The sequence below is a fragment of the Pseudomonas sp. B21-032 genome (assembly GCF_024748965.1).
GTDB lineage: Bacteria > Pseudomonadota > Gammaproteobacteria > Pseudomonadales > Pseudomonadaceae > Aquipseudomonas.
Genome location: NZ_CP087180.1, coordinates 1,074,826 through 1,099,301 on the forward strand (window position 1 = coordinate 1,074,826; position 24,476 = coordinate 1,099,301).

Genomic DNA, 24,476 nt, shown 5'->3' on the forward strand with positions numbered 1-24,476 from the left:
CGAGGCGCTGGTCCTGTGGGCTAGAGGTCGCGGTGGCGAACCTGGACATTCTTTAACGATTGTTGCAGTAACTGGCCCAGACGCTCGGTCAGGTACACCGAACGGTGGTGGCCACCCGTGCAGCCAATGGCAATGGTGACATAGGCACGGTTGCTGGCGGCAAAGCGCGGCAACCACTTGAGCAGGTAGCTGGAGATGTCCTGGAACATGTCCTCGACATCCGGCTGCGCAGCCAGGTAATCGATCACTGGTTGCTCCAGGCCCGAATGGTCGCGCAGTTCCGGCTTCCAGTAAGGGTTGGGCAGGCAGCGCACATCGAACACCAGGTCGGCATCGACCGGCATGCCGCGTTTGAAACCGAAGGATTCGACCAGGAAGGCCGTACCGGGCTCCGGCTGGTTGAGCAGGCGCAATTTGATCGAGTCACGCAACTGATACAGGTTCAGGTTGGTGGTATCGATCTTCAGGTCGGCGAGGTCGGCAATCGGCCCGAGCAGCTCGCTTTCGACTTCGATCGCTTCGGCCAGCGAGCGTTCGTTGTTGGTCAGCGGGTGGCGGCGGCGGGTTTCCGAGAAGCGCTTGAGCAATGTTTCTTCATCGGCATCCAGGTACAGCACATCACACTGGATGTGCCGGCTACGGGCGTCCTCAAGCAGCTCGGGAAAGCGCGACAAGTGGCTGGGCAAGTTGCGCGCGTCAATCGAAACGGCCACCTTGGGCTGCATCAATTCCGTGTTGATCAGGGCGCTTTCGGCCAGTTGCGGCAGCAAGCCAGCAGGCAGGTTGTCGATGCAGTAGTAGCCGTTGTCCTCAAGTACATCGAGGGCGGTACTCTTGCCGGAGCCAGACCGGCCGCTAACGATGATCAAGCGCATGTTCAATGCCCGTTCTGTACGTCCAGTACGACCTGGTACAAGGCTTCGTTACTGGTGGCCGCACGCAGTTTTTCGCGTACGTCCTTGCTATCGAGCATGCTGGCGATCTGGCGCAGCAGCTCCAGGTGCGCATCGGTAGCCGCTTCCGGGACCAGCAGTACGAACAGCAGGTCGACCGGGGCGCCATCGATGGCGTCGAAATCGATAGGGGCGTCAAGGTGCAGCAGCGCGCTGACCGGTGACTCACAGCCCTTGAGGCGGCAGTGGGGAATGGCAATGCCGTTGCCGAAGCCGGTGGAGCCCAGTTTCTCCCGGGCGATCAAGGCTTCGTACACGATCTGGGTGTCCAGCTCGGGCACTTCTCTGCCGATCAGATTGGCGATCTGTTCGAGCGCACGCTTTTTACTGCCGCCCGGCACGTTCACAAGGGAACGGCCGGGGGTCAGGATGGTTTCAAGTCGGATCATGGATGAGGGGGATCAGCGGGCCGCTGCACCTTGCAGCAGGCTTTGCTGTTTTTCCTTGTGTTTTTTCAGTTGGCGGTCGAGCTTGTCGGTCAAGGCGTCGATCGCTGCATACATGTCTTGGTGTTCGGCATTTGCAACCACTTCGCCGCCGGGAATGAACAGCGTCGCTTCAATCTTCTGCTGCAGCTTCTCGACCTTCATGATTACCGTCACATTGGTAATCTTGTCGAAATGCCCCTCCAGTCGTTTCAATTTCTGCTCGACGTACTCACGCAGGGGCTGAGTAACTTCTACATGCTGTCCACTGATATTGACTTGCATACAGCTTCTCCTTTGTTGCCGGTGCATAAGAGGCAGGTATTGCGCCTGCCACTGAACTGCGGTGGCACACCTCAGGAGCCGTTACATCAATCGCTTGCGCTCGCTCGACGGTGCGATGCCGAGGGACTCGCGGTACTTGGCGACGGTGCGACGTGCTACCTGGATGCCTTGTGCCTCCAGTAAACCAGCGATCTTGCTGTCACTCAATGGCTTTTTCTGATTTTCCGCTGCAACCAGTTTCTTGATGATTGCGCGGATCGCCGTGGACGAGCATTCGCCGCCTTCGGAGGTGCTGACGTGGCTGGAGAAAAAGTACTTCAGCTCGTAAATTCCGCGCGGCGTGTGCATGTATTTCTGCGTGGTTACCCGGGAAATGGTCGACTCGTGCATGCCCACCGCTTCGGCGATGTCGTGCAGCACCAGCGGCTTCATCGCCTCGTCACCGTGATCGAGGAAGCCGCGCTGGTGCTCGACGATCTGGGTGGCGACCTTCATCAGGGTTTCGTTGCGGCTTTGCAGGCTCTTGATGAACCAGCGCGCCTCCTGCAACTGGTTGCGCATGAAGGTGTTGTCGGCGCTAGTGTCGGCGCGACGGACGAAACCGGCGTACTGCGGGTTGACCCGCAGGCGCGGGACCGCTTCCTGGTTGAGTTCGACCAGCCAGCGCTCGTTGTCCTTGCGCACGATCACGTCGGGCACCACGTATTCGGCTTCGCTGGACTCGATTTGCGAGCCCGGGCGCGGGTTGAGGCTCTGTACCAGTTCGATGACCTGGCGCAGCTCGTCTTCCTTGAGCTTCATGCGGCGCATCAGCTGGCTGTAGTCGCGGCCGCCGAGCAGGTCGATGTAGTCGCTGACCAGGCGCTGGGCTTCGGCCATCCACGGGGTACGCGGCGGCAGCTGGCGCAGTTGCAGCAACAGGCACTCGCTGAGGTTGCGCGCGCCGATGCCGGCGGGTTCGAATTGCTGGATACGGTGCAGCACGGCTTCGACTTCATCCAGCTCGATGTCGAGCTCGGGGTCGAAGGATTCGCAGACTTCTTCCAGGGTTTCGTCGAGATAACCCTGGTTGTTGATGCAGTCGATCAGGGTCACGGCGATCAGCCGGTCGGTGTCGGACATCGGTGCCAGGTTGAGCTGCCAGAGCAGGTGGCTCTGCAAGCTTTCGCCAGCCGAAGTGCGGGTGGTGAAGTCCCACTCGTCATCGTCGTTGCTGGGCAGGCTGCTGGCGCTGGTCTGGTAGATGTCTTCCCAGGCGGTGTCGACCGGCAACTCGTTGGGGATGCGCTCGTTCCACTCGCCCTCTTCGAGGTTGTCCACCGTTGGGGCGGTCTCCTGGAAGCTGGTTTCCTGAACGTCGGCGACGGGTTTGCTCTCGGCGTTGTCGGCCATCGGGTCGCTGTTGTCGAAGTCGTCGCCTTCTTCCTGGCGCTCGAGCATCGGGTTTGATTCCAGCGCTTCCTGGATTTCCTGCTGGAGGTCCAGGGTAGAAAGCTGGAGCAGACGTATGGCCTGTTGCAACTGCGGGGTCATCGTCAGTTGCTGGCCCATTCTTAGGACGAGCGATGGTTTCATGGCAGGGGCTTAACACCTTATTTGCCGGCGCACATGCGCCATCCACTACAAGGGCACCGAAGCGCCAACTTTAAGCAAATTATATGCCTGAAATTGCAGCGTTTGCCTAGAGCGCCGTAACAATTAAGCCATTATCTGGCTTGTTTACGAGCGCTCCGGCAGCGCCTTACACCTTGAGCCTACAGGCGGAACTCATGGCCGAGGTAAACCTCTTTGACCAGGTCGTTGGCCAGGATGGTCTCTGCATCGCCTTCGGCGATCAGTTGGCCATCGTTGACGATGTAAGCGGTTTCGCAGATATCCAGGGTTTCACGGACGTTGTGGTCGGTGATCAGAACGCCAATACCCTTGGCCTTCAGGTGGTGGATGATCTGCTTGATGTCGCCGACCGAAATCGGGTCGACACCGGCAAAGGGTTCGTCGAGCAGGATGAACTTGGGCGCGGTGGCCAGGGCGCGGGCAATCTCGACGCGGCGGCGTTCACCACCGGAGAGGCTCATGCCGAGGTTGTCGCGGATGTGGCTGATGTGGAACTCCTGCAGCAGGCTTTCCAGCTCTTTGCGCCGGCCATCGCGGTCCAGGTCCTTGCGGGTTTCGAGGATCGCCATGATGTTGTCGGCCACCGACAGCTTGCGGAAGATCGAGGCTTCCTGCGGCAGGTAGCCGATACCGGCGCGGGCGCGGCCGTGCATGGGCTGGTGGCTGACATCGAGGTCGTCGATCAGGACGCGGCCCTGGTCGGCCTGGACCAGGCCGACGATCATGTAGAAGCAGGTGGTCTTGCCGGCGCCGTTAGGGCCGAGCAGGCCGACGATCTGGCCACTGTCGATCGACAGGCTGACGTCGCGGACCACTTGCCGGCTCTTGTAGCTCTTGGCCAGGTGCTGGGCTTTGAGGGTTGCCATTTACTCGGCCTTCTTCTTCGGCTGGATCACCATGTCGATACGCGGACGCGACTCGGTGACTTTGCCACCGCGACCGGCGGTAGCGATCTGTTTCACCGTGTCGTAGACGATTTTCTCGCCCTCGGTGGTGTTGCCTTCGTTGATGACCTTGGCGCGGTCGATCAGGACGATGCGGTTTTGCGGCGCATTGTACTGGATGGTCTTGCCGTAGCCCTGCATCTTGTCTGGCTTGGCGGCGCTCTGCTGCTGCTCGAAGTAGGCCAGGTTGCCCACCGAGGTCACCACGTCGATGTCGCCACCGGCGGTACGGGTGATGGTCACGGTGTTGCCTTTGATCATCATCGAACCCTGGGTGATGATCACGTCACCGGTGTAGGTGGCGATGCCTTTTTTGTCGTCCAGTTGAGCGTGGTCGGCCTGGATGCGGATTGGCTGGTCACGGTCGTTCGGCAGGGCCCAGGCGCTCGCGCTTCCCAGTGCTGCGCTCAGGCTGAGCAAAAAGGGGAGGGTTTTAACGAGCCTCATACTGTCCTCTTACGTTGGACAGCAGGTCCATCCTGCCGTCTTTCAAATACGCTTTCATTCCATTGCCCGTAGTGACGCCACCGGCGCCGTCGATTCTAACGGCTTGCTCGGTTTGCGCATATTGCTTCTGCGGGAATACCGTCATGCGGCTGCTGGTAATGATCATGGTGCGGTTCTTTTCGTCGGTGCGGGCGACCCTTACCGAATCGATCAGTTCGACTTCGCTGCCGTCGGGGTTGACCTCGCCGCGCTCGCTCTGCACGTGCCACGGATAAGTGGTGCCGCGGTACATCTGCAGGTCGGGCTTGGTCAGCAGGGTGACTTCGCTGGCCTTGAGGTGCTCGACCTTGTCGGCGGTCATCTCGTACTGCATCTTGCCATCAGGCAAAAACTGCACGCTGTGGGCGTTCACCGCGTAATAGTCGATGGCGCTCTGGTCCGGCCCGGCAACCGGCTTGTTGTCGAGGAAGCTCTCGGGGCTGATGTTCCAGTAGCCGACCGCCACCAGCAGGGCGGCGATCACACTGAACAGCGCAATGTTGCGGATTTTCTTACTGAACATGTGTCGCTCTACAGGTAATGGGCGTTGGCCGCGTCAAGGTTGCCCTGGGCTTGCAGGATCAGTTCGCAGAATTCGCGGGCTGCACCTTCGCCGCCACGTGCCAGGGTTACCCCGTGGGCGTGCTCGCGGACGAACGCGGCAGCATTGGCCACCGCCATGCCCAGGCCGACCCGGCGAATCACCGGCAGGTCAGGCAGGTCGTCGCCCAGATAGGCGACCTGTTCATAGCTTAGGTTGAGCTGGCCAAGAAGCTCGTCCAATACCACCAGTTTATCTTCCCGGCCCTGGTACAGGTGAGGAATGCCGAGGTTCTTTGCCCGGCGCTCGACCACCGGGGTCTTGCGACCGCTGATGATCGCCGTGGTCACGCCCGAGTTCATGAGCATCTTGATGCCCTGGCCGTCGAGGGTGTTGAAGGTCTTGAATTCGCTGCCATCTTCGAGGAAGTACAGGCGACCGTCGGTGAGCACGCCGTCTACGTCAAAAACCGCCAGTTTGATGGCCTTGCCGCGCTGGAGCAGGTCCTGGGTCATTTACATCACTCCCGCACGCAACAGGTCGTGCATGTTCAGGGCGCCGACCGGGCGCTCGTCCTTGTCGATCACCACCAGGGCGCTGATCTTGTGGTCTTCCATGATCTTCAGGGCTTCGGCGGCGAGCATCTCGGCGCGGGCGGTCTTGCCGTGGGCGGTCATGACTTCTTCGATGAGGGTCTTGTGCACGTCGATATTGCGATCGAGGCTGCGGCGCAGGTCGCCGTCGGTGAAGATCCCGGCCAACCGTCCGTCGGCTTCGAGCACCACGGTCATGCCCAGGCCCTTGCGAGACATTTCAAGCAGCGCGTCCTTGAGCAGGGTGCCACGTTGCACCTGCGGCAGCTCGTCGCCGGCGTGCATGACGTTCTCGACTTTCAGCAGCAGGCGTCGGCCGAGGGCGCCGCCGGGGTGCGAGAAGGCGAAATCTTCAGCGGTAAAGCCGCGGGCCTCGAGCAGGGCGATGGACAGGGCGTCGCCCAGCACCAGCGCGGCGGTAGTCGAGGAGGTCGGTGCCAGGTTCAGCGGGCAGGCCTCCTGGGCAACGCGGGCGTCGAGGTTGACCTCGGCGGCCTTGGCCAGGGGCGAATCGGGGTTGCCGGTGAGGCTGATCAGCTGGATACCCAGTCGCTTGATCAGCGGCAGCAGGGTGACGATCTCGGCGGTGGAGCCCGAGTTGGACAGGGCCAGGATCACGTCGTCGCGGGTGATCATGCCCATGTCGCCATGGCTGGCTTCGGCCGGGTGAACGAAAAACGCCGGCGTACCGGTGCTGGCCAGGGTCGCGGCGATCTTGTTGCCGATGTGCCCCGACTTGCCCATGCCGACCACCACCACCCGGCCCTTGCTGGCCAGGATCAGCTCGCATGCCTTGACGAAATCGGCGTCGATGTGGGCCAGCAGGCCCTCAACCGCCTCGAGTTCGAAACGGATGGTGCGCTGCGCGGATTGGATCAGGTCGCTGGATTGGCTCATGTCGAAAATCGGATTGCCTGATGAAAAGGCGGCGATTATAGCGGTAATGGGCGAAAGCCTCACCTTGTGATTGTCATACATTCGCCCGGTTGGCTTAACCATAGCTGAACAAGCACTTCGGCGGCCTTGGGGCGGCCCTATCAGCGGTGCTATAGTTCGCCGCTGTTCGGCCCGCTTGGTGCGTGCGTGCCTCCACGAAGGGGGCGCGCGTCTGAGTGAGAAGGCTGCATCGCAAGGAGTCTAGATGAGCGTTGATAACGCCTACGCGGTCGAATTGAAGGGCGTTTCCTTCAAGCGCGGTTCGCGCAGCATCTTCAATAATGTCGACATACGCATTCCCCGTGGCAAGGTTACCGGCATCATGGGGCCTTCCGGGTGCGGCAAAACCACGCTGCTGCGGCTGATGGGTGCACAACTGCGCCCGGCCAGTGGCGAGGTCTGGGTGGCCGGGCAGAACCTGCCGACCCTGTCGCGCAGTGACCTGTTCGATGCCCGCAAGCAGATGGGCGTGCTGTTCCAAAGTGGCGCGCTGTTCACCGATCTCGATGTGTTCGAGAACGTCGCCTTCCCGTTGCGCGTGCATACCCAGCTGTCTGACGAGATGATTCGCGACATAGTCCTGATGAAACTCCAGGCTGTTGGCCTGCGTGGCGCCATCGAGCTGATGCCCGACGAGCTATCCGGTGGCATGAAACGTCGTGTGGCGCTGGCCCGGGCGATTGCTCTGGATCCGCAAATCCTCATGTACGATGAACCGTTCGTCGGCCAGGACCCGATTGCCATGGGCGTGCTGGTGCGGCTGATCCGCCTGCTCAACGATGCCCTGGGCATTACCAGCATCGTGGTTTCCCACGACCTGGCCGAAACCGCCAGCATCGCCGACTACATCTACGTGGTCGGTGACGGCCAGGTATTGGGGCAGGGCACGCCGCAAGAGCTGATGGGCTCCGACAACCCGCGCATTCGTCAATTCATGAAAGGCGATCCGGATGGCCCGGTGCCCTTTCACTTTCCTGCGCCGGATTACCGCGCCGATCTTCTGGGGAAGCGTTGATGCGCAGAAAATCCTTACTCGAACGTATTCGTCGCTTTGGCCGATCGGCCATCGACGTGCTGGCCATTCTCGGCCGCTCCTTCCTGTTCCTGCTGCATTCGCTGGTCGGGCGCAGCGGCACCGGCGGCGGCTTTCAGTTGCTGGTTCGCCAGCTCTATTCGGTTGGCGTGCTGTCGCTGGCGATCATCGTCGTGTCCGGTGTGTTCATCGGCATGGTCCTGGCCCTGCAGGGCTTCAGCATCCTCACCAAGTACGGTTCGGAGCAGGCGGTGGGGCAGATGGTCGCCCTGACCCTGCTGCGTGAACTGGGCCCGGTGGTTACTGCGCTGCTGTTCGCCGGCCGTGCAGGCTCGGCGCTGACCGCCGAAATCGGCAACATGAAGTCCACCGAGCAGCTGTCCAGCCTGGAAATGATCGGTGTCGATCCGCTCAAGTACATCGTCGCGCCGCGGCTGTGGGCCGGTTTCATCTCGCTGCCGTTGCTGGCTTTGATCTTCAGCGTGGTCGGTATCTGGGGTGGTTCGTGGGTGGCCGTCGACTGGCTGGGCGTTTACGAGGGCTCGTTCTGGGCCAACATGCAGAACAGTGTTTCCTTTACCGACGATGTGCTCAACGGGGTGATCAAAAGCCTGGTGTTTGCCTTCGTCGTGACCTGGATTGCCGTATTCCAGGGTTATGACTGCGAGCCCACTTCAGAAGGGATCAGTCGTGCCACCACCAAGACCGTGGTCTATGCCTCATTGGCAGTCCTGGGTCTGGACTTTATTCTGACCGCCTTGATGTTTGGAGATTTCTGATGCAAAACCGCACCCTGGAAATCGGTGTCGGCCTGTTCCTCCTGGCCGGGATCCTGGCGCTGATCCTGCTGGCCCTGCGCGTCAGCGGCCTGTCGGCGAGCCCGAGCAGCGACACGTATAAACTTTATGCCAACTTCGACAATATCGCCGGTTTGACGGTCAGAGCTAAAGTGACCATGGCCGGTGTGACCATCGGCAAGGTCACTGCCATCGATCTGGATCGTGACACCTTCACCGGTCGGGTGACGCTGCAGCTGGAAAAACGGGTCGATAACCTGCCTGTCGATTCCACTGCATCTATCCTCACCGCAGGGCTGCTCGGCGAGAAATACATTGGTATCAGCGTGGGCGGAGAAGATGCGGTGCTCAAGGATGGTGCAACCATCCACGACACCCAGTCGGCGCTGGTACTGGAAGACCTGATTGGCAAGTTCCTGCTCAATACCGTTGGCAAAGAAGCTAAATAAGGAGTTTCCATGATTTCTATCCTGCGACGCGGCTTGCTGGTGTTGCTGGCAGCACTGCCGCTGATGGCCAGTGCAGCTGCTCTGTCACCCAAGCAGGTGATCGAGAAGACCACCACCCAGTTGCTGGCTGACCTGAAAGCCAATAAGGAGCAATACAAGGCCAACCCGAGCGCCTTCTACGATGCGCTCAATGCCAACCTGGGGCCGGTCGTCGATGCCGATGGCATCTCGAAAAGCATCATGACCGTCAAGTATTCGCGCAAGGCTACCCCGGCGCAGATGCAGCGCTTCCAGGAAAACTTCAAGCGCAGCCTGATGCAGTTCTACGGCAACGCCCTGCTCGAGTACAACAACCAGGGCATTACCGTCGGCAACGAGAAGAAGGATGGCGACGACCGTGCCAGCGTCGACATGAGCGTCAAGGGCAACAACGGTGCTGTCTATCCGGTGTCCTACACCCTAACCAGACTCGACGGCGAGTGGAAGGTGCGTAACGTCATCGTCAACGGCATCAACATCGGCAAGCTGTTCCGTGACCAGTTCGCCGACGCCATGAACCGCAACGGCAACGACCTGGACAAGACCATCGACGGCTGGGCGGGCGAAGTGGCCAAGGCCAAGGAAAGCACCGAGCAAGCGGCCGAGAAGCAAGGGCAATGAGCGACAGTGTCGTGACCATGAGCGAGCCAGGCGTATTGAGCCTGGCCGGGGTGCTCGACTACCGCAGCGGGCCGGCCTTGCGCAAGCAGGGCAAGGCCCTGATTGCGGCGTGCAAGGCCCCCGGGCTGGTGCTCGATTGCGCGCAGGTGGAGAAGTCCAGCAGCGTCGGCCTGTCCCTGCTGCTGGCCTTCATGCGCGACGGCAAGGCGGCCGGCAAGGCCGTCGAGGTTCGCGCCATGCCCCAGGACATGCGGGAAATTGCCGAGGTTTATGACCTTGACGAGGTGCTGGCCGGTCAATGACCGCCAGCCAGTGACTGGCCCCTCTGTCAGAGTCTCCGATTACGGGGTTCGCAGGCGAGGGGCTTTTTTGTATGATGGCCGACCCGCGCGCAAAGGGCGCCGATTGAGGTTGAGCATGCAGGCCGTAGAAGTTAAGAACTTCCTTGAAGAAAAGTTGCCGGGAACCCGGGTCGAAGTTGAAGGCGAAGGCTGCAACTTCCAGTTGAACGTGATCAGCGACGAATTGGCGGCCCTGAGCCCGGTCAAGCGTCAGCAGCAGATCTATGCTCACCTTAACCCGTGGATCACCGATGGCAGCATCCATGCGGTAACCATGAAATTTTTCAGCAGCGCAGCCTGGGCTGAGCGCACCTGAGCCAACTTGGCGGCGAGACTCTAATGGACAAACTGATTATTACTGGCGGCGTTCGCCTCGATGGCGAAATCCGCATTTCCGGGGCAAAGAACGCTGCCCTGCCGATCCTGGCGGCCACCTTGCTCTGCGATGGCCCGGTCACCGTTGGCAACCTGCCGCACCTGCACGACATCACCACGATGATCGAGCTGTTCGGCCGCATGGGCATTGAGCCGGTGATCGACGAGAAGCTCTCGGTCGAAATCGACCCGCGCACCATCAAGACCCTGGTCGCGCCGTACGAGCTGGTGAAAACCATGCGTGCCTCGATCCTGGTACTGGGCCCGATGGTCGCCCGTTTTGGCGAAGCCGAAGTGGCCCTGCCTGGCGGTTGCGCCATTGGTTCGCGTCCGGTCGACCTGCACATCCGCGGCCTTGAGGCCATGGGCGCGAAGATCGAAGTTGAAGGCGGCTACATCAAGGCCAAGGCCCCAGAAGGTGGCCTGCGTGGCGCGCACTTCTTCTTCGATACCGTCAGTGTCACCGGTACCGAGAACATCATGATGGCTGCAGCCCTGGCCAAAGGCCGCAGCGTGCTGCAAAACGCCGCGCGCGAACCGGAAGTGGTCGATCTTGCCAACTTCCTCAACGCCATGGGCGCGAAAGTCCAGGGCGCTGGTACCGACACCATCACCATCGATGGCATCGAGCGCCTGGGTTCGGCGACCTACCGGGTCATGCCTGACCGTATCGAGACCGGTACCTACCTGGTTGCCGCTGCCGTGACTGGCGGTCGCGTCAAGGTCAAGGACACCGATCCGACCATCCTCGAAGCCGTCCTTGAGAAGCTCAAGGAAGCCGGCGCCGAAGTTACCACCGGTGAAGACTGGATCGAGCTGGACATGCATGGCAAGCGGCCGAAAGCGGTCAACCTGCGTACCGCTCCGTACCCGGCGTTCCCGACCGACATGCAGGCGCAGTTCATCTCGCTCAACGCCATTGCCGAAGGCACTGGCGCGGTAATCGAGACGATCTTCGAAAACCGCTTCATGCACGTCTACGAGATGCACCGCATGGGTGCCCTGATCCAGGTCGAAGGCAACACTGCCATCGTTACCGGGACCAAGACCCTCAAAGGCGCTCCAGTGATGGCCACCGACCTGAGGGCCTCGGCCAGCCTGGTGCTGTCGGCGCTGGTTGCCGAAGGCGATACCCTGATCGATCGCATCTACCACATCGACCGTGGTTATGAGTGCATCGAAGAGAAACTGCAGATGCTCGGCGCCAAGATCCGCCGCGTGCCGGGCTAGTCTGTGAGTGGCGCAGGGACGCGCCAGCCAATTGCTGCACCGAATTGAATGCGGTCGGGCCTGTTAGCGCCCGGCCGGCTGTAGCCGCATAAGGACCGACGTTTCCCATGTTGACCATCGCGCTATCCAAAGGTCGGATTCTCGACGATACCCTGCCGCTGCTGGCGGAAGCCGGTATTGTGCCGACCGAAAACCCGGACAAGAGCCGCAAGCTGATCATCCCGACGACTCAGGAAGACGTGCGTCTGCTGATCGTGCGCGCCACCGACGTGCCGACCTACGTCGAGCATGGTGCCGCCGACCTGGGCGTGGCCGGCAAGGACGTGCTGATGGAGTACGGTGGCCAGGGCTTGTACGAGCCGCTGGACCTGCAGATTGCCCAGTGCAAGCTGATGACCGCCGGCAAAGTCGGCGCTGCCGAGCCCAAGGGCCGTCTGCGCATCGCCACCAAGTTCGTCAACGTCGCCAAGCGCTACTATGCCGAACAAGGCCGTCAGGTCGATATCATCAAGCTGTATGGTTCGATGGAGCTGGCGCCGCTGATTGGCCTGGCCGACAAGATCATCGACGTTGTCGACACCGGTAACACCCTGCGTGCCAATGGCCTGGAACCCCAGGAACTGATTGCCACCATCAGCTCCCGGCTGGTGGTCAACAAGGCTTCGATGAAGATGCAGCACGCCCGCATCCAGAGCCTGATCGACACCCTGCGCCAGGCTGTCGAATCGCGACACCGCGGCTAAGACTTTCTACCTCCTGCGCGCGACCTTCGCTGTCGCGCCCGTCTATCCGCGTCATAGCCAATTTTCTCGGGTGCCCGCGCGGATGGACTGGTAGCTTAGGGCGCCTGAGCATTCGCCATTTATGAGGCCCTCGCTATGACCACGTCCACTGCAATCGCCCGACTCAATGCCGCTGACCCGGATTTCGCCCGACATCTGGATCATCTGCTGAGCTGGGAAAGTGTCTCTGACGACGCGGTCAACCAGCGCGTACTCGACATCATCAAGGCCGTGCGCGAGCGTGGCGATGCGGCGCTGGTGGAGTTCACCCAGCGCTTTGATGGCGTGCAGGCGACTTCGATCAACGACCTGATCCTCGGTCGCGAGCGCCTGGAACTGGCCCTGACCCGCATCACCCCGGCCCAGCGCGAAGCCCTGGAAAAAGCCGCCGAGCGCGTGCGCAGCTACCACGAGCGACAGAAGCAAGACTCCTGGAGCTACACCGAAGCCGACGGCACTGTGCTTGGCCAGAAGGTCACGCCGCTGGATCGTGCCGGCCTGTATGTGCCGGGCGGCAAGGCGTCGTACCCGTCATCGGTACTGATGAACGCGATTCCGGCCAAGGTCGCCGGCGTTGGTGAAGTGGTCATGGTGGTGCCGACCCCGCGTGGCGAGGTCAATGAGCTGGTGCTGGCCGCCGCTTGCATCGCCGGTGTCGACCGGGTTTTCACCATCGGTGGTGCCCAGGCGGTTGCCGCGCTGGCCTATGGCACCGAAAGCGTGCCGCAGGTCGACAAGGTGGTCGGCCCGGGCAACATTTATGTCGCCACCGCCAAGCGCCATGTGTTCGGTCAGGTCGGTATCGACATGATTGCCGGCCCGTCGGAGATTCTCGTGGTCTGTGACGGCCAAACCGATCCGGACTGGATCGCCATGGACCTGTTCTCCCAGGCCGAGCACGACGAAGACGCCCAGGCGATTCTGGTCAGCCCCGACGCCGAATTCCTCGACAAGGTCGCAGCCAGCATCGACAAGTTGCTGCCGACCATGGAGCGCGCCGAGATCATCAAGACCTCGATCAACGGCCGTGGTGCGCTGATCCAGGTGCGCGACATGCAGCAGGCCATGGACGTTGCCAACCGCATTGCCCCTGAGCACCTGGAGCTGTCGGTCGCCGACCCGCAGGCCTGGCTGCCGCAGATTCGCCACGCCGGCGCGATCTTCATGGGCCGCCACACCAGCGAAGCCCTGGGCGATTACTGCGCAGGCCCCAACCACGTACTGCCGACTTCCGGCACCGCGCGCTTCTCGTCGCCGCTGGGGGTGTATGACTTCCAGAAGCGTTCGTCGATCATCTTCTGCTCCGAGCAGGGCGCTTCCGAGCTCGGCCACACTGCCTCGGTACTGGCCCGTGGCGAGTCGCTGACCGCCCACGCCCGCAGCGCCGAATACCGCATCCTTGCCGACAAGAAGGGGAACTGAACATGAGTAAATTCTGGAGCCCCTTCGTCAAGGACCTGGTGCCTTACGTGCCGGGCGAGCAGCCAAAGCTGGCCAGGCTGGTCAAGCTCAACACCAACGAGAACCCCTACGGGCCGTCGCCCAAGGCGCTGGAAGCCATGCGCGGCGAACTCAACGACAACCTGCGCCTGTACCCGGACCCCAACAGCGACCTGCTAAAGCAGGCGGTAGCGGACTACTACGGTGTGCAGGGCAACCAGGTGTTCCTCGGCAACGGTTCGGATGAAGTGCTGGCGCACATCTTCCATGGCCTGTTCCAGCACGATGCGCCGTTGCTGTTCCCGGACATCAGCTACAGCTTCTACCCGGTCTACTGCGGCCTGTACGGCATCCCGTTTGAAGCAGTGACGCTGGACGAGCAGTTCCAGATCCGGGTCGCTGACTACCGCAAGGCCAACGGCGGGATCATCTTCCCCAACCCCAACGCGCCGACCGGTTGCCTGCTGGCCCTGGAGGCCATCGAGCAACTGCTCGAGGCCAACCCGGACTCGGTGGTGGTGGTCGATGAAGCCTACATCGACTTTGGCGGCCAGACCGCCATCAGCCTGGTGGATCGCTACGACAACCTGCTGGTCACCCAGACCCTGTCCAAGTCGCGTTCGCTGGCCGGCCTGCGGGTAGGCCTGGCGGTCGGCCATCCGGACCTGATCGAGGCGCTGGAGCGGATCAAGAATAGCTTCAACTCCTATCCACTGGACCGTATGGCGATTGTGGGTGCGGCGGCGGCGTTCGAGGACCGTGCCTACTTTGAAGAAACCTGCCGCAAGGTGATCGACAGTCGCGAGAAGGTGGTCGCTGAACTCACTGCCCGTGGCTTTGAAGTACTGCCCTCGGCAGCCAACTTCATCTTTGCCCGGCACCCGCAGCAGGATGCCGCCGAACTGGCAGCGCGCCTGCGCGAGCAGGGGGTGATCGTGCGTCACTTCAAGCAGGCGCGGATCGCCCAGTTCCTGCGCATCACCATTGGTACCCCGGAGCAGAATCAGGCGTTGCTCGATGCGTTGAACTGATAGAGCACAGTCCTTGTCGCGGGGCAAGTCGAGGCGTCGCGACTTGCCCCGCGATGGATTTTACCGGTAACCTCCCTCTCTCAAATTCATCCGATGATTGGATGTCATGACCTTACTGATCAAACGCTCCCTGGTCGAACAAGCGGTCGAGCAACTGCGACAACGGGTTGCCAGCGGCGCCTGGACGGTGGGCCAGCGCCTGCCCACCGAGCCGGAACTGGCTGCTGAGCTCGGCATCAGCCGCAACACGGTGCGCGAAGCCATGCGTGTGCTGGCTTTCAGTGGCCTGGTCGAAGTTCGCCAGGGCGATGGCAGTTACCTGCGTACCGCCGTCGACCCGTTGCAGGCCCTTCAGGCGCTGTCACGCTGCGACCTGGAGCAGGCGCGGGAAACCCGCCATATCCTTGAAGCCGAGGCCATTGGCCTGGCCGCGCTGCGCCGCAGCGAAGAAGACCTGCAAGGGCTACGAGAGGCCCTCAAGCACAGCAGTGCGCATTTTCACGACGACCTGGAGCAATACATCGGTTGCGACCTGGTGTTCCACCAGCGCCTGGTGGATGCCGCGCATAACCCGGCGCTGAGCGAGTTGTATCGCTACTTTTCCGGGGTGGTGGCGGCCACCTTGCATCACAACCTGAGCCACGCTCCCCGCTGCCAGCTTGTGTTCGACCTGCACGGGCAGATTCTCGATGCCATCGAACAACGCGATCCGGACAAGGCCAAGGCCCTGAGCCGGACCCTGATCAACGAATCCTGACCTTGCGAGACTGCCATGGGCGATGAAACAACCCGAACTGCGGCGCCGGCCAACGGGCCGGAGCTGGAAGAACTGCTGATCGACGCCGAAGCCGACGACGAACAAGTGCAACAGCAACCGGTGCTGCTCAAGCGCCCGTGGCTGTTGCTGCTCGGCCTGGTGCTGGTGGCGCTGAACCTGCGTCCGGCGTTGTCGAGCATGGCGCCGCTGCTGGGCCAGGTCAGCGACAACCTCAGCTTGAGCGCTTCCCAGGCGGGCCTGCTGACCACCTTGCCGGTGCTTTGCCTGGGCTTGTTCGCGCCACTGGCGCCGGTGTTGGCGCGACGTTTTGGCAGTGAGCGGGTCATTCTCGGCATCCTTCTGGTACTGGCTGCGGGGATTGCCGTGCGCAGCGCCTTTGGCAGCACCGGGGTATTCGTCGGCAGTATCATGGCCGGAGCCAGCATCGGTGTGATCGGCGTGCTGTTGCCGGGCATCGTCAAGCGCGACTTCCCCAAGCATGCCGGAACCCTGACCGGCGTCTACACCATGGCCTTGTGCCTGGGCGCGGCAATGGCTGCGGGCGCCACCGTGCCCCTGAGCGAGCGCCTGGGCGACAGCTGGTCGCTGGGCCTGGGCTTCTGGTTGATCCCGGCCTTGCTGGCGGCGCTGATCTGGCTGCCCCAGGCCCGCCAGGGCCACGGCGCCCACCATGTGGCCTACCGTGTACGCGGCCTGCTGCGCGATCCGCTGGCCTGGCAGGTCACCCTGTACATGGGCCTGCAATCGTCGCTGGCCTATATCGTTTTCGGCTGGCTGCCGTCGATCCTCATCGGTCGCGGCCTGAGCCCGACCCAGGCCGGGCTGGTGTTGTCCGGCTCGGTGATCGTGCAGTTGCTCAGTTCGCTCAGCGCGCCGTGGCTGGCGACCCGTGGCAAGGACCAGCGCCTGGCCATTGTGGTGGTCATGCTCATGGCCCTGGCCGGCTTGTTCGGCTGCCTGTATGCGCCGCTGGAAGGCCTGTGGGGCTGGGCCATTGTCCTGGGGCTGGGGCAGGGCGGTACCTTCGCCCTGGCATTGACCCTGATCGTGCTGCGTTCCAAAGACGCTCACGTCGCCGCCAACCTGTCGAGCATGGCCCAGGGCATCGGTTACACCCTGGCATCGATGGGGCCATTCGCGGTCGGCCTGGTGCATGACCTGACCGGCGGCTGGAACGCGGTGGGCTGGATCTTTGCCGTGCTGGGCATCGGCGCCATAGGCTTTGGCCTCAAGGCCGGGCGCAACCTGCATGTGCAGGTGGTCAGCGAGCGGGTTTGAGCAGACATTCGCCAGGCAAATGCCCATAGCTTTTTGCCACTTCAGCGGACTATGGTGCAGGTCTATTGCCATGAACCGGACCTGCACCATGAGCGACGCCAATACTGCCCTGATCACCCGCTTCTACCAGGCTTTCCAGCGCCTGGACGCCGAAGCCATGGTCGCCTGTTACAGCGACGATATCGTTTTCAGTGACCCGGTCTTCGGTACTTTGCGCGGCAAGGATGCCGGTGACATGTGGCGCATGCTCACCACCCGCGCCAAGGACTTTACCCTGACCTTCGACACGGTACGCGCCGACGAGCGCGCTGGCAGCGCCCGCTGGGTCGCCCGCTACCTGTTCAGCCAGACCGGCCGCACCGTGGTCAATGACATCCAGGCACGCTTTGTGTTTCGGGACGGCAAGATCTGCGAGCACCACGACAGTTTCGACCTGTGGCGCTGGTCACGTCAGGCCTTGGGCACCACGGGGGTGCTGCTGGGCTGGTCGCCGCTGGTCCAGGGCAAGGTGCGCGCCCAGGCGCAGAAAGGCCTGCGGGCGTTTCAGGCGGGGCGCTGAGGCGCTAAGCTGTGCGCTTTGCCGTTGATAGTCACTAACGTGTCCGAGCCCATTGCCCAACCACCGAACAAACCCTGGTACGTCTACCTGGTACGCGCCGCCAATGGCTCGCTGTACTGCGGGATCAGCGACAACCCGGAGCGGCGCTTCCAGGCCCACCAGAAGGGCCAGGGGGCACGCTACTTCAGCACCAGCCCGGCAGTGGCTTTGGTCTATGTCGAGGCCTGGCCCGACAAAACCAAGGCGCTGCAACAGGAGCGGCTGGTGAAAAAGCTGCGCAAGAGTGCCAAGGAGGCGCTGGTGGCCTCCTGGGCGGGGCTCAGTCCTTGCGACGCTTGAGCTGATCGGTCAGTTGCGTCGGCAGGCCCTTAATGATCAGGGTGCCGGCTTCCTCGTCGTACTCGACCTTCGAGCCCAGCAAGTGCGCTTCAAAGCTGATCGACAGCCCTTCGGCACGGCCGGTGAAGCGGCGGAACTGGTTGAGCGTGCGCTTATCGGCGGGGATTTCCGGCGACAGGCCGTAGTCCTTGTTGCGAATATGCTCGTAGAAGGCCCGTGGGCGGTCTTCATCGATCAGCCCTGAGAGCTCCTCGAGGGTTACTGGCTCGCCGGCCTTGGTCTGGCTGGTGGCGTAGTCGACCAGGGTCTGGGTCTTCTCGCGGGCGGCTTCTTCGGGCAGGTCTTCGCTTTCGACAAAATCGCTGAAAGCCTTGAGCAGGGTGCGGGTCTCGCCCGGGCCGTCGACGCCTTCCTGGCAGCCGATGAAGTCGCGGAAGTACTCCGAGACTTTCTTGCCGTTCTTGCCCTTGATGAACGAGATGTACTGCTTGGAGGCCTTGTTGTTCTGCCACTCGGAAAGGTTGATGCGCGCGGCCAGGTGCAGCTGGCCCAGGTCCAGTTGGCGCGACGGGGTCACATCCAGCTCGGCGTTTACCGCCACGCCTTCGCTGTGGTGCAGCAAGGCGATCACCAGGTAATCGGTCATGCCTTGCTGATAGTGGGCGAACAACACGTGGCCGCCGACCGACAGGTTGGACTCTTCCATCAGCTTTTGCAGGTGCTCGACGGCGACGCGGCTGAAGGCCGTGAAGGTGCTGCCTTCGTCGAGGTATTCCTTGAGCCAGCCGCTGAACGGGTGGGCGCCGGATTCTGCGTGGAAGAAGCCCCAGGCTTTGCCCTGTTTGGCGTTGTAGCTATCGTTGAGGTCGGCCAGAAGGTTTTCGATGGCACCCGACTCGGCCAGTTCCGAGTCGCGGGCGTGCAGCACGGCGGGGCTGCCATCGGGTTTCTTGTCGATCAGGTGGACGATGCAATGACGGATCGGCATGGGATTCTCGGTTGAAAATGGGCGGTGCTGGCCGCGTTGCAAAGTCGCCAAGTGTACCTCAGCACAGGGGTGATTCAGCGGCCAGATGTTGGCAGATATGTCGGTTGTTTATTTTTTGTTCAAATTTTTGCGTTTTTTCGCGCAAACCCCCGAAAAACCTGCACATTTGCCCTGTGGGAGGCGGATATTTATCTATTCCTGTGGTAGTTTTGCCCGGTCTTGCGCCCCGTGTGTGGCGCATTGCTGGCAGACCGCTCGCGTCACGTCGAACCAAACGTCGTTTTACGTATCTACATACGCGATTGACGTGGCTGTAACACCGGACCGCCGGATCCCCCGCAGGTCTGGCTCGATGACTGACGTAGCACTCTGCATACTCACTGAATTTGATAGGGAAGGAACACCACCATGGCATTGACCAAAGACCAACTGATCGCCGATATCGCTGAAGCTATCGACGCGCCAAAAACCACCGCGCGTAACGCTCTGGAGCAACTGGGCCAGATCGTTGCTGATCAACTGGAAAATGGCAGCGAAATCACCCTGCCAGGCATCGGCAAACTGAAAATCACCGAGCGTCCTGCCCGTACCGGCCGCAACCCTTCGACTGGCGCTGCCATCGAAATCGCTGCCAAGAAAGTCGTCAAGTTCGTACCAGCCAAAGTGCTGACCGACGCTGTAAACAAGTAATTGTAAACAGCTCGACAAAAGCCGCGTCCGGGTTGCCCGGACGCGGTTTTTTTATGACTGGGTTTTGCTCCAGCGCTGCTGGCGCCAAGCCTGGCGCGCTGCGGCGTCCTGGAAGGTCCAGGCAATCATGCGGCTCTGTTTCTGCCCCTGGCCCATCTCCACCACCCGCTGTTCGGCCGCCCCGGCCTTTTTCAGCGCGGCCTGGATGCCGGGCAGGTTGGAGGCTTTCGATACCAGGCTGGTGAACCACAGCACCTGCTGGCTCAGGCTGACGCTCTCGGCCACCAACTGGCTGACGAAGCGGATCTCGCCGCCTTCGCACCACAGTTCGTTGTTCTGCCCGCCAAAGTTCAGCACCGGCAGCTTGCGCTTGGGATCGGCCTTGCCCAGTGCCCGCCATTTGCGCTGGCTGCCGCGGGTGGCTTCTTCGCGTGAGGCGTGGAAGGGCGGGTTGCACAGGGTCAGGTCGAAGCGCTCGTCGCTTTTGAGCAGCCCCAGCAGGATGTGCTTGCGGTTGCCTTGCTGGCGCAGGCTGATGGCCTTGCCCAGGCCGTTGGCCTGGACGATGGCGCCGGCCGCAGCCAGTGCCGTGGCGTCGATGTCTGAACCGAGAAAGCGCCAGCGATAATCGCTGTTGCCCAGCAACGGGTAGATGCAATTGGCACCGACGCCGATGTCCAGGGCCTGGACCTGCGCGCCACGGGGTATTTCGCCGCCGTTTTCGTCTGCCAGCAAGTCGGCCAGCACGTGTACGTAGTCGGCCCTGCCGGGGATTGGCGGGCACAGGTAGTCAGCCGGGATGTCCCAGTGCTGGATACCGTACTGGGCCTTGAGCAGGGCGCGGTTGAAGACCCTGACGGCATCCGGGTTGGCGAAGTCGATGCTCGGCTTGCCGTGGGGGTTGGTGATCATGAACTGGCCCAGCTGCGGGCTGCTCTTGATCAACTGGGGGAAGTCGTAGCGGCCCTGGTGGCGGTTGCGCGGGTGCAGGGTCGGTTTGTTGGTTGTGGTCATGTTGAGGTCCGGTGCAAAGCATCGCGGGTCAAGCCCGCTCCTACAGAGACTTCTGTGGGAGCGGGCTTGACCCGCGATGGCATCACTGAGGTCAGCGATCGTTACAAGGCGGCAATCCGCGCATGCTGCTCGGTGAAGTTGGCCAGGGCCTGTTCGGCTTCAGCCAGCTTGGCGCGTTCCTTGTCGATCACCGCAGGCGGTGCCTTGTCGACGAAGGCGGCGTTGGACAGCTTGCCGCCGACGCGCTGGACTTCGCCCTGCAGACGCTGGATTTCCTTGTTCAGGCGAGCCAGCTCGGCGTCCTTGTCGATCAGCCCGGCCATCGGCACCAGTACTTGCAGATCGCCGACCAGGGCGGTGGCGCTCAGCGGCGCCTCGTCCTGTTCGCCGAGCACGGTGAAGGACTCGATCTTCGCCAGCTTCTTCAGCAGCGCTTCGTTTTCCTGCAGGCGGCGCTGGTCTTCGGCGCTGGCGTTTTTCAGGAACAGTTGCAGTGGCTTGCCCGGGCCGATGTTCATTTCGCCGCGGATGTTGCGCACGCCGAGCATCAGCTCCTTGAGCCATTCGATATCGCCTTCGGCAGCGGCATCGATGCGGCTTTCATTGGCCACTGGCCATGGCTGCAGCATGATGGTCTTGCCTTGCGCGCCGGCCAGCGGCGCCAGGCGCTGCCAGATTTCTTCGGTGATGAACGGCATGAACGGATGGGCCAGGCGCAGTGCCACTTCCAGTACCCGGACCAGGGTGCGGCGAGTGCCACGGGCGCGTTCGACCGGGGCGTTCTCGTCCCACAGGACCGGCTTGGACAGCTCCAGATACCAGTCGCAATACTGGTTCCAGATGAACTCGTAGAGCGCCTGGGCGGCCAGGTCGAAGCGGAACTGGTCGAGCTGGCGGGTGACTTCGGCTTCGGTGCGCTGCAGCTGCGAGATGATCCAGCGATCAGCCAGCGACAGCTCGTAGGCTTCGCCGTTCTGGCCGCAGTCTTCGCCCTTGTCCAGAACATAGCGCGCAGCGTTCCAGATCTTGTTGCAGAAGTTGCGGTAGCCTTCGACGCGGCCCATGTCGAACTTGATGTCGCGACCGGTGGAGGCCAGCGAGCAGAAGGTGAAGCGCAGGGCGTCGGTGCCGTAGCTGGCGATGCCTTCCGGGAACTCGGCCTTGGTCTGCTTGGCGATCTTCTCGGCAAGCTTTGGCTGCATCATGCCGCTGGTGCGTTTTTCCAGCAGTTCGTCCAGGGTGATGCCGTCAACGATGTCCAGCGGGTCAAGGACGTTGCCCTTGGACTTGGACATCTTCTGGCCCTGGCCATCGCGCACCAGGCCGTGCACATACACAGTCTTGAACGGTACCTGCGGGGTGCCGTCCTCGTTCTTCACCAGGTGCATGGTCAGCATGATCATCCGGGCAACCCAGAAGAAAATGATGTCGAAGCCGGTGACCAGCACGTCGGTGGAGTGGAACTTCTTGAGGAATTCGGTCTGCTGTGGCCAGCCCAGGGTCGAGAAGGTCCACAGGCCCGAGCTGAACCAGGTGTCGAGCACGTCGTTGTCCTGGTTCAGGACCACGTCGGCGCCGAGGTTGTGCTTGCTGCGCACCTCTTCTTCGCTACGGCCGACATAGACCTTGCCGGATTCGTCGTACCAGGCCGGAATACGGTGACCCCACCACAGCTGACGGCTGATGCACCAGTCCTGGATGTCGCGCATCCAGGAGAAGTACATGTTTTCGTACTGTTTGGGCACGAACTGAATGCGGCCGTCTTCGACGGCAGCAATCGCAGGCTCTGCCAGCGGCTTGGTCGACACGTACCACTGGTCGGTCAGCCACGGCTCGATGACGGTACCCGAGCGGTCGCCTTTCGGCACTTTCAGGGCGTGGTCGTCGACGCTGACCAACAGGCCGGCGGCGTCGAAATCGGCAACGATCTGCTTGCGCGCAACGAAGCGGTCGAGGCCTGCATACTGGGCCGGCAGGGTCGCGTCGATGCTGTCGTTGACGCTGCCGTCGAGGTTGAACACCTGGGCGGCCGGCAGGACGAAGGCGTTCTTGTCGAAGATGTTCAGCAGCGGCAGGTTGTGGCGCTTGCCGACTTCATAGTCGTTGAAGTCGTGGGCCGGGGTGATTTTCACACAGCCGGTGCCGAACTCAGGGTCGCAATAGTCGTCGGCGATGATCGGGATACGGCGGCCAACCAGCGGCAGCTCGACGAACTTGCCGATCAGCGCCTTGTAACGCTCGTCTTCCGGGTTCACGGCAACGGCGGCGTCGCCGAGCATGGTTTCCGGGCGTGTGGTGGCGACGATCAGGTAGTCCTTGCCGTCGGCAGTCCTGGCGCCGTCAGCCAGCGGGTAGCGCAGGTTCCACAGGTGACCCTTCTCGTCGTGGTTTTCCACTTCGAGGTCGGAAATCGCCGTGTGCAGCTTGGTATCCCAGTTGACCAGGCGCTTGCCGCGGTAGATCAGGCCGTCTTCATGCAGGCGCACGAAGGCTTCTTTCACTGCTTCCGAGAGGCCGTCGTCCATGGTGAAACGCTCGCGGCTCCAGTCGACCGACGAGCCCAGGCGGCGAATCTGGCGGCTGATGTTGCCACCGGACTGATCTTTCCATTCCCAGACCTTTTCCAGGAACTTCTCGCGGCCCAGGTCGTGACGGTTCTGGCCTTTGGCTTCGAGTTGACGCTCGACCAGCATCTGCGTGGCGATACCGGCGTGGTCGGTACCTGGCTGCCACAGGGTGTTGCGGCCCTGCATGCGGCGGAAACGGATCAGGGCGTCCATGATCGCGTTGTTGAAGCCATGACCCATGTGCAGGCTGCCGGTGACGTTCGGCGGCGGGATCATGATGGTGTAGGAATCGCCCGCGCCTTGCGGAGCGAAATAATTCTCGGACTCCCAGGTGTTGTACCAGGAAGTTTCAATGGCGTGCGGCTGGTAGGTCTTATCCATGCGCGGCGGGACCCTTAGGCATTTATTCAGGAAAGCCGGAGAGTATAACGAAGCGGCAAGCTTCAAGCGACAAGCTGCAAGCTCAGAGCGCCGCACGGCTCTTGCAGCTTGTCGCTTGAAGCTTGTTACTGTTTTTTATTGGTTGAGCAGGCGCTCGAGCCGGGCATCGAGGCGGCGCTTGATTTCGCTTTCGATATGCGGGGCGAAATCGTTGATCACGTCCTGCATGATCAACTGGGCCGCTGCGCGTAGCTCGGCGTCCAGGTGCAGCAGGGTTTCCTGGCGCTTGGCCTGCGGGTCGGCTGGCGCTTCAGGCGCCGGCTGCGGCGCTGCTTCGGCCTCTTCGAGCAGCAGCGGGATCTGCTCCTCGACGGTGTCGGTCAACAGCGGCGGCTCAAGGGATGCATCGCCAAGCAGCTGGCGGATCGACTCCAGGTCGTCCAGCAGGTGCGCGGATTGGGGCAGGGGAGTGGGTTTGTCCATCGTCTTCAGAGTCGCTGTAAGCGGTGATCTTGCAGAGCATAGCCCTGTTCGCGGTAGAAACGGAAACTCTCTCGGGCCGCCTGACGAATCGCCGGCTCTTCGACCACGATCTCGGCGATCCGGGCAAAGCGGGAAGCGAACGCCGGTACCTTGAGGTCAAGGTTGATCAGCAGGTCCTGGTGGCTGCCGGCATCATCGCCAAGGCCCAGAGCGACGCTGCCCTGCGGGTTGTCTTCAGCCGCGTCGTGGGGCACGAAGGCCTCGCCCTTGAACGCCCACAGGCGCGCGTCCAGTTCATCGCGCTGGGCGGCGTCGCTGCAATGCAGGTAAACCCGGTGCCCCAGGCGCCAGGCCTTGTCGCACAGCTTGCAGGCGAAATCCAGGCGCGCCGAGGGCGCGGCGCTGGGCAATATGTAGAAATCGACTTTGCTCATGGTCTGCCTGCCGGCCGGCTACGCCCCAAGGCGCAGACGGCCAGCGTCGC

29 protein-coding genes are annotated in these 24,476 nt (G+C 62.0%); 15 read left to right on the forward strand and 14 right to left on the reverse strand.

The window, feature by feature from the left end:
• Positions 1–20: 20 nt before the first annotated feature.
• From rapZ to LOY54_RS04915, 9 genes are all read right to left on the reverse strand, one after another.
• A complete protein-coding gene (gene rapZ / locus LOY54_RS04875; protein WP_045196339.1) occupies positions 21–875 on the reverse strand; it encodes an RNase adapter RapZ in 855 nt (284 codons plus the stop codon).
• A 2-nt stretch (positions 876–877) separates the two neighbouring features.
• Positions 878–1,342 (reverse strand): PTS IIA-like nitrogen regulatory protein PtsN, encoded by a 465-nt coding sequence (gene ptsN / locus LOY54_RS04880; protein WP_045196342.1) that lies wholly within the window; start codon positions 1,340–1,342, stop codon positions 878–880.
• Positions 1,343–1,354: 12 nt separating this feature from the next.
• A complete protein-coding gene (gene hpf / locus LOY54_RS04885; RefSeq protein WP_010223385.1) occupies positions 1,355–1,663 on the reverse strand; it encodes a ribosome hibernation-promoting factor, HPF/YfiA family in 309 nt (102 codons plus the stop codon).
• An 81-nt stretch (positions 1,664–1,744) separates the two neighbouring features.
• Positions 1,745–3,238, reverse strand: a complete 1,494-nt coding sequence (locus tag LOY54_RS04890; RefSeq protein ID WP_045196344.1) for an RNA polymerase factor sigma-54 — start codon at positions 3,236–3,238, stop codon at positions 1,745–1,747.
• 179 nt (positions 3,239–3,417) lie between these two features.
• A complete protein-coding gene (lptB, locus tag LOY54_RS04895) occupies positions 3,418–4,143 on the reverse strand; it encodes an LPS export ABC transporter ATP-binding protein (RefSeq protein ID WP_038996944.1) in 726 nt (241 codons plus the stop codon).
• Complete coding sequence (lptA, locus tag LOY54_RS04900; RefSeq protein ID WP_045196347.1) at positions 4,144–4,668, reverse strand: lipopolysaccharide transport periplasmic protein LptA; 525 nt, start codon at positions 4,666–4,668, stop codon at positions 4,144–4,146.
• Entirely contained in the window at positions 4,655–5,230 is a 576-nt protein-coding gene (gene lptC, locus LOY54_RS04905; protein WP_045196349.1) for an LPS export ABC transporter periplasmic protein LptC, read from the reverse strand. Before lptC ends, lptA begins: the two co-directional genes overlap by 14 nt.
• An 8-nt stretch (positions 5,231–5,238) precedes the next feature.
• Positions 5,239–5,763 carry an HAD family hydrolase gene (locus tag LOY54_RS04910; RefSeq protein ID WP_045196351.1) on the reverse strand — a complete coding sequence of 175 codons (525 nt, stop codon included), beginning with the start codon at positions 5,761–5,763 and terminating at the stop codon, positions 5,239–5,241.
• Positions 5,764–6,738, reverse strand: a complete 975-nt coding sequence (locus LOY54_RS04915; RefSeq protein WP_045196353.1) for a KpsF/GutQ family sugar-phosphate isomerase — start codon at positions 6,736–6,738, stop codon at positions 5,764–5,766.
• Positions 6,739–6,982: 244 nt separating this feature from the next.
• On the opposite strand from LOY54_RS04915, the gene LOY54_RS04920 reads away from it, so the two are divergent.
• The 14 genes from LOY54_RS04920 (at position 6,983) to LOY54_RS04985 (ending at position 17,869) form a co-directional block, all read left to right on the forward strand.
• Complete coding sequence (locus tag LOY54_RS04920; protein WP_045196354.1) at positions 6,983–7,792, forward strand: ATP-binding cassette domain-containing protein; 810 nt, start codon at positions 6,983–6,985, stop codon at positions 7,790–7,792.
• Positions 7,792–8,589, forward strand: a complete 798-nt coding sequence (gene mlaE, locus LOY54_RS04925) for a lipid asymmetry maintenance ABC transporter permease subunit MlaE (protein ID WP_045196357.1) — start codon at positions 7,792–7,794, stop codon at positions 8,587–8,589. Before LOY54_RS04920 ends, mlaE begins: the two co-directional genes overlap by 1 nt.
• Positions 8,589–9,056 carry an outer membrane lipid asymmetry maintenance protein MlaD gene (gene mlaD, locus LOY54_RS04930; protein ID WP_010223376.1) on the forward strand — a complete coding sequence of 156 codons (468 nt, stop codon included), beginning with the start codon at positions 8,589–8,591 and terminating at the stop codon, positions 9,054–9,056. Before mlaE ends, mlaD begins: the two co-directional genes overlap by 1 nt.
• Positions 9,057–9,065: 9 nt before the next feature.
• Positions 9,066–9,716 (forward strand): phospholipid-binding protein MlaC, encoded by a 651-nt coding sequence (locus tag LOY54_RS04935; protein ID WP_045196359.1) that lies wholly within the window; start codon positions 9,066–9,068, stop codon positions 9,714–9,716.
• Complete coding sequence (locus LOY54_RS04940; RefSeq protein WP_045196361.1) at positions 9,713–10,018, forward strand: lipid asymmetry maintenance protein MlaB; 306 nt, start codon at positions 9,713–9,715, stop codon at positions 10,016–10,018. Before LOY54_RS04935 ends, LOY54_RS04940 begins: the two co-directional genes overlap by 4 nt.
• Before the next feature lie 115 nt (positions 10,019–10,133).
• Positions 10,134–10,373, forward strand: coding sequence for a BolA family protein (locus LOY54_RS04945; RefSeq protein ID WP_010223373.1), 240 nt, complete (start codon positions 10,134–10,136; stop codon positions 10,371–10,373).
• Between the two features lie 23 nt (positions 10,374–10,396).
• On the forward strand, positions 10,397–11,662 hold the full coding sequence (gene murA, locus LOY54_RS04950) for a UDP-N-acetylglucosamine 1-carboxyvinyltransferase (RefSeq protein ID WP_258609565.1): 1,266 nt from the start codon (positions 10,397–10,399) through the stop codon (positions 11,660–11,662).
• 107 nt (positions 11,663–11,769) lie between these two features.
• The gene (gene hisG, locus LOY54_RS04955; protein ID WP_038996931.1) at positions 11,770–12,405 is read left to right on the forward strand and encodes an ATP phosphoribosyltransferase; all 636 of its coding nucleotides are present in this window, start codon (positions 11,770–11,772) and stop codon (positions 12,403–12,405) included.
• Positions 12,406–12,540: 135 nt separating this feature from the next.
• Positions 12,541–13,866, forward strand: coding sequence for a histidinol dehydrogenase (gene hisD, locus LOY54_RS04960; protein ID WP_045196365.1), 1,326 nt, complete (start codon positions 12,541–12,543; stop codon positions 13,864–13,866).
• A gap of 2 nt (positions 13,867–13,868) precedes the next feature.
• On the forward strand, positions 13,869–14,915 hold the full coding sequence (gene hisC, locus LOY54_RS04965) for a histidinol-phosphate transaminase (RefSeq protein ID WP_258609567.1): 1,047 nt from the start codon (positions 13,869–13,871) through the stop codon (positions 14,913–14,915).
• 106 nt (positions 14,916–15,021) lie between these two features.
• Positions 15,022–15,672, forward strand: coding sequence for a FadR/GntR family transcriptional regulator (locus tag LOY54_RS04970; RefSeq protein ID WP_093388189.1), 651 nt, complete (start codon positions 15,022–15,024; stop codon positions 15,670–15,672).
• A 15-nt stretch (positions 15,673–15,687) separates the two neighbouring features.
• Positions 15,688–16,971 carry an MFS transporter gene (locus LOY54_RS04975; RefSeq protein WP_258609576.1) on the forward strand — a complete coding sequence of 428 codons (1,284 nt, stop codon included), beginning with the start codon at positions 15,688–15,690 and terminating at the stop codon, positions 16,969–16,971.
• Positions 16,972–17,059: 88 nt separating this feature from the next.
• Entirely contained in the window at positions 17,060–17,530 is a 471-nt protein-coding gene (locus LOY54_RS04980; RefSeq protein ID WP_045196373.1) for a nuclear transport factor 2 family protein, read from the forward strand.
• Positions 17,531–17,569: 39 nt separating this feature from the next.
• Entirely contained in the window at positions 17,570–17,869 is a 300-nt protein-coding gene (locus tag LOY54_RS04985) for a GIY-YIG nuclease family protein (RefSeq protein ID WP_045196374.1), read from the forward strand.
• On the opposite strand, the gene yejK is transcribed toward LOY54_RS04985, so the two are convergent.
• Complete coding sequence (gene yejK, locus LOY54_RS04990; RefSeq protein ID WP_258609579.1) at positions 17,850–18,857, reverse strand: nucleoid-associated protein YejK; 1,008 nt, start codon at positions 18,855–18,857, stop codon at positions 17,850–17,852. The genes LOY54_RS04985 and yejK overlap by 20 nt on opposite strands.
• 408 nt (positions 18,858–19,265) lie before the next feature.
• Between yejK and LOY54_RS04995 the strand changes: the two genes are divergently transcribed.
• On the forward strand, positions 19,266–19,547 hold the full coding sequence (locus tag LOY54_RS04995) for an HU family DNA-binding protein (protein WP_009398256.1): 282 nt from the start codon (positions 19,266–19,268) through the stop codon (positions 19,545–19,547).
• 51 nt (positions 19,548–19,598) lie between these two features.
• On the opposite strand, the gene rlmF is transcribed toward LOY54_RS04995, so the two are convergent.
• From rlmF to LOY54_RS05015, 4 genes are all read right to left on the reverse strand, one after another.
• Entirely contained in the window at positions 19,599–20,561 is a 963-nt protein-coding gene (gene rlmF / locus LOY54_RS05000) for a 23S rRNA (adenine(1618)-N(6))-methyltransferase RlmF (protein WP_093387145.1), read from the reverse strand.
• A 101-nt stretch (positions 20,562–20,662) separates the two neighbouring features.
• Positions 20,663–23,509 carry a valine--tRNA ligase gene (locus tag LOY54_RS05005; protein ID WP_258609581.1) on the reverse strand — a complete coding sequence of 949 codons (2,847 nt, stop codon included), beginning with the start codon at positions 23,507–23,509 and terminating at the stop codon, positions 20,663–20,665.
• 135 nt (positions 23,510–23,644) lie between these two features.
• Entirely contained in the window at positions 23,645–23,992 is a 348-nt protein-coding gene (locus tag LOY54_RS05010; RefSeq protein ID WP_045196382.1) for a hypothetical protein, read from the reverse strand.
• A gap of 5 nt (positions 23,993–23,997) precedes the next feature.
• Positions 23,998–24,426, reverse strand: a complete 429-nt coding sequence (locus LOY54_RS05015; protein ID WP_093387140.1) for a DNA polymerase III subunit chi — start codon at positions 24,424–24,426, stop codon at positions 23,998–24,000.
• Between the last annotated feature and the right edge of the window lie 50 nt (positions 24,427–24,476).